Origin of the sequence: Microcoleus sp. S13_C3 (genome assembly GCF_036700905.1) — a bacterium.
Lineage (GTDB): Bacteria > Cyanobacteriota > Cyanobacteriia > Cyanobacteriales > Microcoleaceae > Microcoleus.
In genome coordinates, this window is the sequence record NZ_JAUBPT010000240.1 from 1 (window position 1) to 8,360 (window position 8,360).

The 8,360-nt window shown below is 46.9% G+C and carries 5 protein-coding genes; 3 read left to right on the top strand and 2 right to left on the bottom strand.

The features are described from left to right. The coding region (locus tag QUA16_RS34460; RefSeq protein WP_333102943.1) for a hypothetical protein at positions 1-309 on the bottom strand (309 nt) is incomplete at its 3' end. A 245-nt stretch (positions 310-554) separates the two neighbouring features. Here QUA16_RS34460 and QUA16_RS34465 point away from each other — a divergent pair. Both QUA16_RS34465 and QUA16_RS34470 read left to right on the top strand, forming a co-directional pair. Then, positions 555-1,391 (top strand): ISAzo13 family transposase, encoded by an 837-nt coding sequence (locus QUA16_RS34465; RefSeq protein ID WP_333102942.1) that lies wholly within the window; start codon positions 555-557, stop codon positions 1,389-1,391. Further along, positions 1,342-1,764, top strand: a complete 423-nt coding sequence (locus QUA16_RS34470; protein WP_333102941.1) for an ISAzo13-like element transposase-related protein — start codon at positions 1,342-1,344, stop codon at positions 1,762-1,764. The genes QUA16_RS34465 and QUA16_RS34470 overlap by 50 nt, the downstream gene beginning before the upstream one ends. A 26-nt stretch (positions 1,765-1,790) precedes the next feature. Here QUA16_RS34470 and QUA16_RS34475 read toward each other — a convergent pair whose 3' ends face one another. Continuing rightward, positions 1,791-4,604, bottom strand: coding sequence for a chloride channel protein (locus QUA16_RS34475; protein ID WP_333102940.1), 2,814 nt, complete (start codon positions 4,602-4,604; stop codon positions 1,791-1,793). Positions 4,605-5,397: 793 nt separating this feature from the next. Here QUA16_RS34475 and QUA16_RS34480 point away from each other — a divergent pair. Further along, positions 5,398-8,360 (top strand): Calx-beta domain-containing protein (locus tag QUA16_RS34480; protein ID WP_333181713.1); only part of this gene is annotated, 2,963 nt, incomplete at its 3' end.

Consider the following 8,360-nt stretch of genomic DNA (forward strand, 5'->3'; position numbering starts at 1 on the left):
AGGAAAGAGGAAGAAGGAAGGAGCCAGAAGAAGGAAGGAGCCAGAAGAAGTATTTTTACAAATATGAGATGCTCCCGCCATAAGAAGAAAGAAATTCTGCAACGCATTTAACAGATATCTTGCACCATGCTCAATTAGCCGTAGGGGCGGGTTCGCCAACAGCCTTAAAGCTTGCAAATAGCTTCTATAAACCCGCCCGACCCCACGAAAAATCCTCTTATTGATATTGCTGCAAGATGTCAGATTTAACTGAGATGTTGCACCATTCTCAATAAGCTTTTTATGAACAGGCTTTTCGGCCTGTTCCACAAAAAAATTCACTCTTTGTGGAACAGGCCGAAAAGCCTGTTCTTGAGAATGGTGCAAGATGTGAGATTTAACAGATGTCAGGAAGAAGGGGGATTCCCGTCTGGTTAGCTAAGGAATGAAAAATAAATAAGTTGATGAATTATCGGTTATACTGAAAAAAGTGCGCTTATTGCAATTTTCACCCAAACAGAGATTAACTCACAACGGATTTTTCTACTCAACTACTCTAATTGGCGTTTAAACCCATGTCTTATTCTAATTCAATTGAGTCAGAAATGAAAAAATTTTATAAATCCTTATCAGAAAAGGATAAAAGAAGGTATGCAGCTATCGAAGCTCAAAAATTAGGATGGGGTGGAATTAGCTATGTAATGCAACTTTTGGGATGCAGTCGAAACACCATCGTCAAGGGAATAGAAGATTTAGAAAAAATGGACTCAGAGACACTCAATAGTTCCCGGGTCAGAAAGAAAGGAGGGGGAAGAAAAAGTATTCTGTTTACTCAAATCGGCATTGATGCAGCATTTTTAGAAGTTTTAAAAAATTACACGGCGGGAGACCCAATGAATGAATTAATCAAATGGACGAATTTGACACACAAAGAAATAGCTTCGGGACTACAAGCGGCAGGTCTTACCATTAGTCTCCCCTTAGTTGCTAAGTTATTAAAAAAGCATGGGTATGTGAAACGAAAAGCTCAAAAAAAACAAACAATAGGAATTAATAAAAATCGGGATGCTCAATTTAAAAACATTGCTAGACTTCATGCAGAGTATAGAGAAGCCAGCAATCCTATAATTAGTTTTGATACCAAAAAGAAAGAAGTTTTAGGAAATTTGTATCGTCCGGGAACTCTCTATACAAAGGAACCTGTCACTACTTTCGATCATGATTTTTGGAGTTTAGGTCACGGCAAAGTGATCCCACATGGAATTTATGATTCTCAACAAAACCGAGGATATATAACATTAGGAAATAGTAAAGATACCAGTGAATTCGCCTGTGAGTCTTTAAAAAATTGGTGGAATAATTATGGTAAAGCTGCCTACCCTAACGCTAATTCTATCTTGGCTATCCGGTGATGGGGGAGGTAGTAATAATGCTAATCATTATATTTTTAAAGAAGATTTGCAGAAATTAGTTAATGAAATAGGAATTGAGATCAGAATTGCTCATTACCCTCCTTATACATCTAAATATAATCCGATAGAACATCGACTTTTTCCTCATATTACCAGGGCTTGTCAAGGAGTAATTTTTACAAGTTTAGAATTAGTGAAAGTTCTAGTAGAAAAAACTCACACTAAAACGGGACTATCTGTAGCTGTAAATATCCTTAATAAAGTTTATCAAACTGGTCGAAAGGTGGCTGATAATTTAAAAAATACTATGCAAATTGTTTTTGACGAATATTTGCCCAAATGGAATTATCGAGCCGTACCCCAACCTGAGTAATTCATTAAGTTATTTATTTTTCATTCCTAAGAGGCCGATCGCACTAAAATGACTGTACAGTCGCACCCGCGCGCCACAGCTTCCGGGATATTCCCGTGAATCACCTGCTTCAGCAGCCCTTCACGGCTTGCTCCCAGGACGATCGCATCGCACTGATCGTTCTGAGCCAAATCAATTAAAGCATCAGAAACCGATGTAGCGCAAACCGAAGTCGCTATTATCGAACAGCTAACCCGGCGCTTGATAAACTCCGCCGCTTGCTTTAATTCTCCGCGATCGGGTTCTGCAACAGAAGGCTGATGAACCTGACACAATTTAATCTCCGGTACAGCACTCGCAGCTACCAAAGCAGGTAGCAGCCGCAAAGCCGCAGCTTGCTTGTAACTGCCGCGAATAGGTACCAACCAGCGGTGCAAACCCATCAGCGTGTGCAGTCCCAGTTCTGGCCCTGGAATGTCTGAATTCGGCGGGGAAAGTTCCGTCTCTGGAGTCGCTGATGAATCTGAGGATATGGCCAATGCGGGATTATCTGCGCCGTCAACTTTTTCCGGCTTTAACTCCCATTCAATAGACGTATATTTGCGCCCGCTGAAAGTGGGGGAAAACTCATTTTTATTGCGTGTTGCTAATAGTTTTTCGCTCCACTTCACCAAAATAACCTCGCAGCCTGCTTGCCGAATTACGGTATCCACCACATCGCCAAAAATGCGTCCTTTTGTGGAAAATTCGCCTTGCCAGCCCATCAAAATTGAATCGATATGTCGCTCCTTTATTGTCTCCAAAATCGCGTGAGGCACGTCGTGAGCTACCCGTATTTGGGTGTGTACCGGCAAGTTCCAATTGCGAATTATTCGCTCGGCTTGTTGTAGCAGGCGGCGGCTTTTGGTTGTCCGCACTGCGCTTTCTGAGGGGGAACTGTTGCGCGGTACTATGATGATTTGCAGGCATTCTAATTCGTAATTGCGATCGCGGGCAATCGCCGCCGCCAGCCGCAGCAAAGCGGGTGCTGTTTGGGGGTTGGAAAGCGGCACTAATAAGCGGCCGTTTCCGACTTGCGGAGCCCTGGTTTGATAGACAACATAGGAAGGTTCTGGATGCGGGCCCTGGGTTGTTTCTCCGCTGAGGCGATCGGATTCAACTCGGATAATGTCGCTGCGGGTAATAATTCCCACCAAACGCCGGCCTTCTACGACTGGTAAACGGCTGATATTGTAGTTGTTGAGCCTGTACAATACCTCGCTTAAAGTATCGCTTGCTTTGACTGCGATCGGCTGTACAGTCATAAATTCTTTAAGCAGCGAGTTGCCGGACAAATTGCGATCGCTGGCATTTGCCAAATCGGTTTGACTGACAATTCCGACTAATTTGCCATCTTCAACTACTGGAAATCCTCGGTGGTGCGATCGCGAAAAAGCCTGCATCACTTCATCGAAAGTCAGCAAACTCGAAAGAGTTTCAACTCGACGCTGCATCACGTCATCTGCGTGCAAGTCGCTCAAAGTATTGCTGGCAGCTTTTGCCTTTGTGAGTTGAATGCCGTTAAACTCCAAAAGGTGAGTGTACAGCGAGCCACTGTCTACCTTTTCTGCGACTAAATAAGCAACTACAGAACAGATCATCAAAGGCAGCACTAATTTGAAATCCGCCGTAATTTCAAAGACAATTACTACCGCAGTAATCGGCGCTCTAGTAACCGCGCAAAAAAACGCTCCCATTCCCGCCAAAGCGTAAGTTACCGGCAAACCGATACCCAGGACATCTGCCTGCACAATGCCCACCATGTGACCAAGTGCAGAACCCATAACGAGGGAAGGGGAAAACAATCCTCCCGGAGCTCCAGAAGCAGCGGAAATAATTGTCAGGAAAAAGTGAGCTATAAAAGCAATTAAACTCGTGATGCCGCTTGCTTCACCTGTCAGCAAAAACTCTCGCAAACCCGTATTGTTGCGAAAAGTTTCTGGGAGAAAAGCTATTACTGAACCGCAAATAATACCAGCTAGAGCAACTCGCACGGGCAAAGCTAATTTGAGCGATCGCCTGTTAAATTGCAAGCTAGCAATAATCCCTTTCGTGAACAAAGCTCCCAGCAATCCCGCTAAAATTCCTAGCACTATGTAGAAGGGAATTTCCTGAGCCTCAAAACTACTTGGGTACTCGCGAAGATTCAAATTTAAACTATCGCCGCCCAAAAGCTGCGAGACAACTGCACCGATAAATGAAGCGATAATTGCAGTCCCTAAAGTCAATCCCGAAACGTCGTGCAGCAATTCTTCAACTACAAACAAAACTCCTGCAATGGGAGCGTTAAAACCAGCAGCCAATCCGGCAGCAGCACCGCAAGCAATCAATTGTCGGCGGTAGTCTGGGGAAGTAGGCATCAAGTGACCTATCCAGCCTGCCAAAGATGCTCCTATTTGCACAGTCGGGCCTTGCCTTCCTAAAGTTAAACCGGAACCAACTGCTAAAATAGTCGTCAGAAGTTTGGCGACAGCTACTCGCAAATCTAAGGAAAGATTGACTCCGCCGAGAGCAGCTTTGACGTGAGGAATACCGCTGCCGGCAGTTTCCGGAGCAAAACGCTCAACCAAGAAACCTGTCAGCAACCCGCCGCATAAACCGACACTGGGCAGTAATATCCAAGCTGGGATTAATGTCGAGGTAGCAACTCGCCAACTGCCCAGCCATCCGACTCCTGACTTTAGCAAAACCCCAGCGAGTCCTGAAATTAAACCGATCAGACAAGCTTCAAAAATGGCTAGGCGTTTTGGTCGTAAAAAAAGTTGAGATTTGATGACCCTGGAAGGTTCCCTAAATTGTTTAGGGATAGTTATGTACGGCATAAATAGCGTAGATGGCCTGAGAATTGTCTGCTCGATCGCACTTTAGCAAGAAAATTGTTAGCTTTGGCAAAAAATAACTAATTTTTAACCCGATGTTCACGCAGATTAACGCGGATTAATTCTATATGTTTATAGAACCCATTTGGCAAATTCAATTTCTATTACACAACAACGCTTAAAAGTCAACCCTCAACCACCCTCATCGCCAAAGATCCGACTTTTCCGACTGGAAGATCCGACTTTTCCGACTTCTACAAACAGCCACCGGCAGAAATAATAGAGATAGCGAAAGTCAAGCCGCGATCGCTTGGGTTCTATATGCAGTTGGATATTTGTGAACTGTAACAGGTATTTTTTATTTCCTGGGAATTAGTTGAGCGATCGCAACCAATCTATAATAAAATCTATCTCAGGGCAGATGCTGATATGAATCGCGCTCGTAAGTGAACAGGTGCGATCGCTCTCTCCCGCTAGCAAAGTGCTTTCACAACCAGTGCAGTTTCTATTGTCGGCCAAGGCGCAATTACGCCTTGGCAAATCGAAACTCGCGGGTGACCAATCACTCTGTGTCAATATCCCTTGGGAACTTGCACCCCAGAATCAAGCAGCAACTTAGAAAATAGGAAAAATAACATGGCACCAACCTGGAAGTCCCAAGGCCCAAACCCCATCAACGCTCTAGCAGCAAAAGAAATTCAGTCTATGGGGGGCGTTAAAGTTGCAGTTACACACCCCACCGACCCCAATAAGTAGTAGGACACAATTAATTACACAAAAATTTGGGCTACAAGCCTTGTCTAGTAAAGAATCAGCAAAAAATCAGTGTGTAATTAATTCTGTCCAATTACTTATCATCTGGGTTGGTACTACCAACGGAGGCATTTGGAAAACCACCAACGCTACAGACCCCAATCCGACTTGGACAGCTAAAGCAGACGACGCCGACTCCCTATCAATCGGGGCATTAGCCATAGACCCCAACAACCCCAAGGTTCTCGTAGCAGGATTTGGCAACTTCAGTTCCTACTATGGCCGGGGCGGTGCATTGAATCGGTTGTTGCTGCGGAGTGCTGACGGCGGCGAGACTTGGACGGCTATCGAGGCCCCCACTCTCCAAGACAAAAACATCTCCGGCCTTGTGGTCAGCGGCAACACTATTATGGCTAGTGCCAGGGCCAGCAACGTCTACAGCGACGTCCCAGGCGGATTGTTTCGCCTTACCGACACGGGCAACAATAATTTCACTGTCGAGGAAGTGTCTGCTATCGCGAAGTCAAAATTGCCCAAGGGTGAATTTACAGACATAGATTACGTTCCAGGCAATACCTCAACCTTTTATACAGCTAATTTGAATGAGGGTATTTTCCGCAGCACCGACAGTGGGGCAACCTGGGAAAGCGTCAACACTGGCCTCACCGGATACGGGCCCGATACCTCCAACATTCAGATATCGGTTTCCAAGGCAGAGGGCAATCCTGTCTATGCTGGGTTAGTGGAAAAGAAAGGTGGTCGGGGTGGCACGCTCTCGGGCGTGTTTCGGTTAGATAAAGCTGCTGCGGGTACTACTTGGACACCGATGGGGCAACCGACCATTGTTGTACAAAAGAAGAAAGTGTCAACGACGAACCCAAGATATTACGAAACGGATGACAAGGGAAATATAGTTACAGAGCCAAAGAATGCTGGCGTCAACGAGGGAAATCAGGGGAACAGTCACTTTTCGATCGCAGGCGACCCCACAAATGCCAACGTTGTCTACATAGGCGGCGACAGCGGCGAAGGGCGACAGTTGCGAGGCGATGCTTTCCCACCGAAAGGTAGTAGCATCTGGACTAGCATGGTGCCGCCGGAGTCGCCCCAAAAGCCGGTAAAACAGCCACAAGACGATTCCCGCGGCAAGATTTTTGATGCCGACAACAATTTGATAGAGGTCGGTGACGGCGGAATTTACAAGCGTGTCTCTCCCAATTCGGCAGATGGAGCGTGGGTGCCTCTGATGGGCAGCGGGGCTAGCAGTTTGCGAAACACCGAATTCCACTCCATTGATTACGATGCTGTCAGCAACAAGATTGTTGGAGGGGCGCAGGACAACAGCGCTTCTTATGGAGATCTTGACAGCGATGTGGTGTGGAACGAAATAGCAAGAGGTGATGGCGGTAGAGTCCGCGTTGACGACTTAGACAAAGATTTCTCGCTGATCTATTTCGGCACCCAATCCTTGGGACAATTCAGCTATAGAAAGTTTGACAAAAATAACCCGAAGGTAGCTGGCGAGAGAAAAAGTCCCAAGCTTAAAGTTGAGGGAACCGAAAAAACTATTTACCAGTACGATTCAGGAATGCCGTTTGTAACTCCTCTGGAGGTGAATAAAGTTGAACCGGGGCGGTTGGTCATCGGTAGCGAAACCAAGGTCTATGAATCGATCAACAAAGGTGATACCGTAAAAGACTTGGGGAATGTCGGCGGGGAAGTAAGTGCGATCGCCTACGGCGGCAAATTAAAGGACGCTCTGGCTCCAGATGTCTTATACGTCGCCTCTAACACAAATCAAATCCGGCTTCGCAGCACTGTTGGCGGTGAGCTAACTCAACTCACTTTCCCTGGTAAAGACCAGATTAAAGATATTGTCCTGAACCCCAACAACTGGCAAGAAGCCTATGTGGTGGATACAAAAACAGTCTGGCGCACTAAAGACGCTGGGGCTAATTGGGAGCCCATTACAGGGGATTTAGTCACTAACAAGTTAATCCCCGGTCAGTTGGAGACAATTCAATATGTCTCAGGCGGTAAGGACGGACTCCTAGTCGGCGGCTTGGGCGGCGTTTACTACATCTCGTCTCCCGATACCGCGAGTACAAATGAAACTTGGCAAACTTTTGGCACAGCACTCCCCAAGAATGTGCGCGTCAGCGAGTTGCAATACAACTCCGAAAAAGATCTGCTGGTGGCGGGTACCCTAGGGCGGGGTGCGTGGACGGCGACTAATATCAGACCCGAATTTGGTGGCACGGCTGCAACACCGACTCCGACGGCGACTCCGACGGCGACTCCGACGGCAACTCCGACGGCGACTCCAACGGAGACTCCGACGGAGACTCCGACGGCGACTCCAACTAAGGCGGCGACGGAGACTGGGACGCCTAGTTTGTATGTCAGCAATGCCGAAGCGCCAGAAGATTTTGATAACTACCGATTCGGTCCGATAGATCCGGACGATACTACCAATGATGAAGTAGACGACAACGAAATCGAGCCACCAGGTTTAACATTTATCGTCACCCTGAACCCACCCAGTGCTACACCAGTTACGGTGCAAGTTGCTACCGCAGACGCTACTGCAAAGGCCGGAACTGACTACTTTGCTATCGAACCAACTACTTTAACTTTTGCTCCGGGAGAGACAGAGAAAGAAGTCACGGTCGATCTATTAAACGATAGTGCGATCGAGCCTGATAAGTTCCTGTTCCTGAATCTTAGCAATGCGAATGTGGCGATCGCAGATGCCCAAGGTAAAGGAATTATCTCAACTGATGTTGGCGAAGGCAACGACCAAATTATCGACGGCGAAGAATTTGATGACGAGCTTGTTGGCGATATTGGCAATGACACCCTCGACGGCGGCGATGGCAATGACACCCTCGACGGCGGTGCAGGCGATGACCCTCTGTATGGCGGCGATGGCAATGACACCCTCGACGGCGGCGATGGCAATGACACCCTCGACGGCGGCGCAGGCGATGACCCTCTGGATGGCGG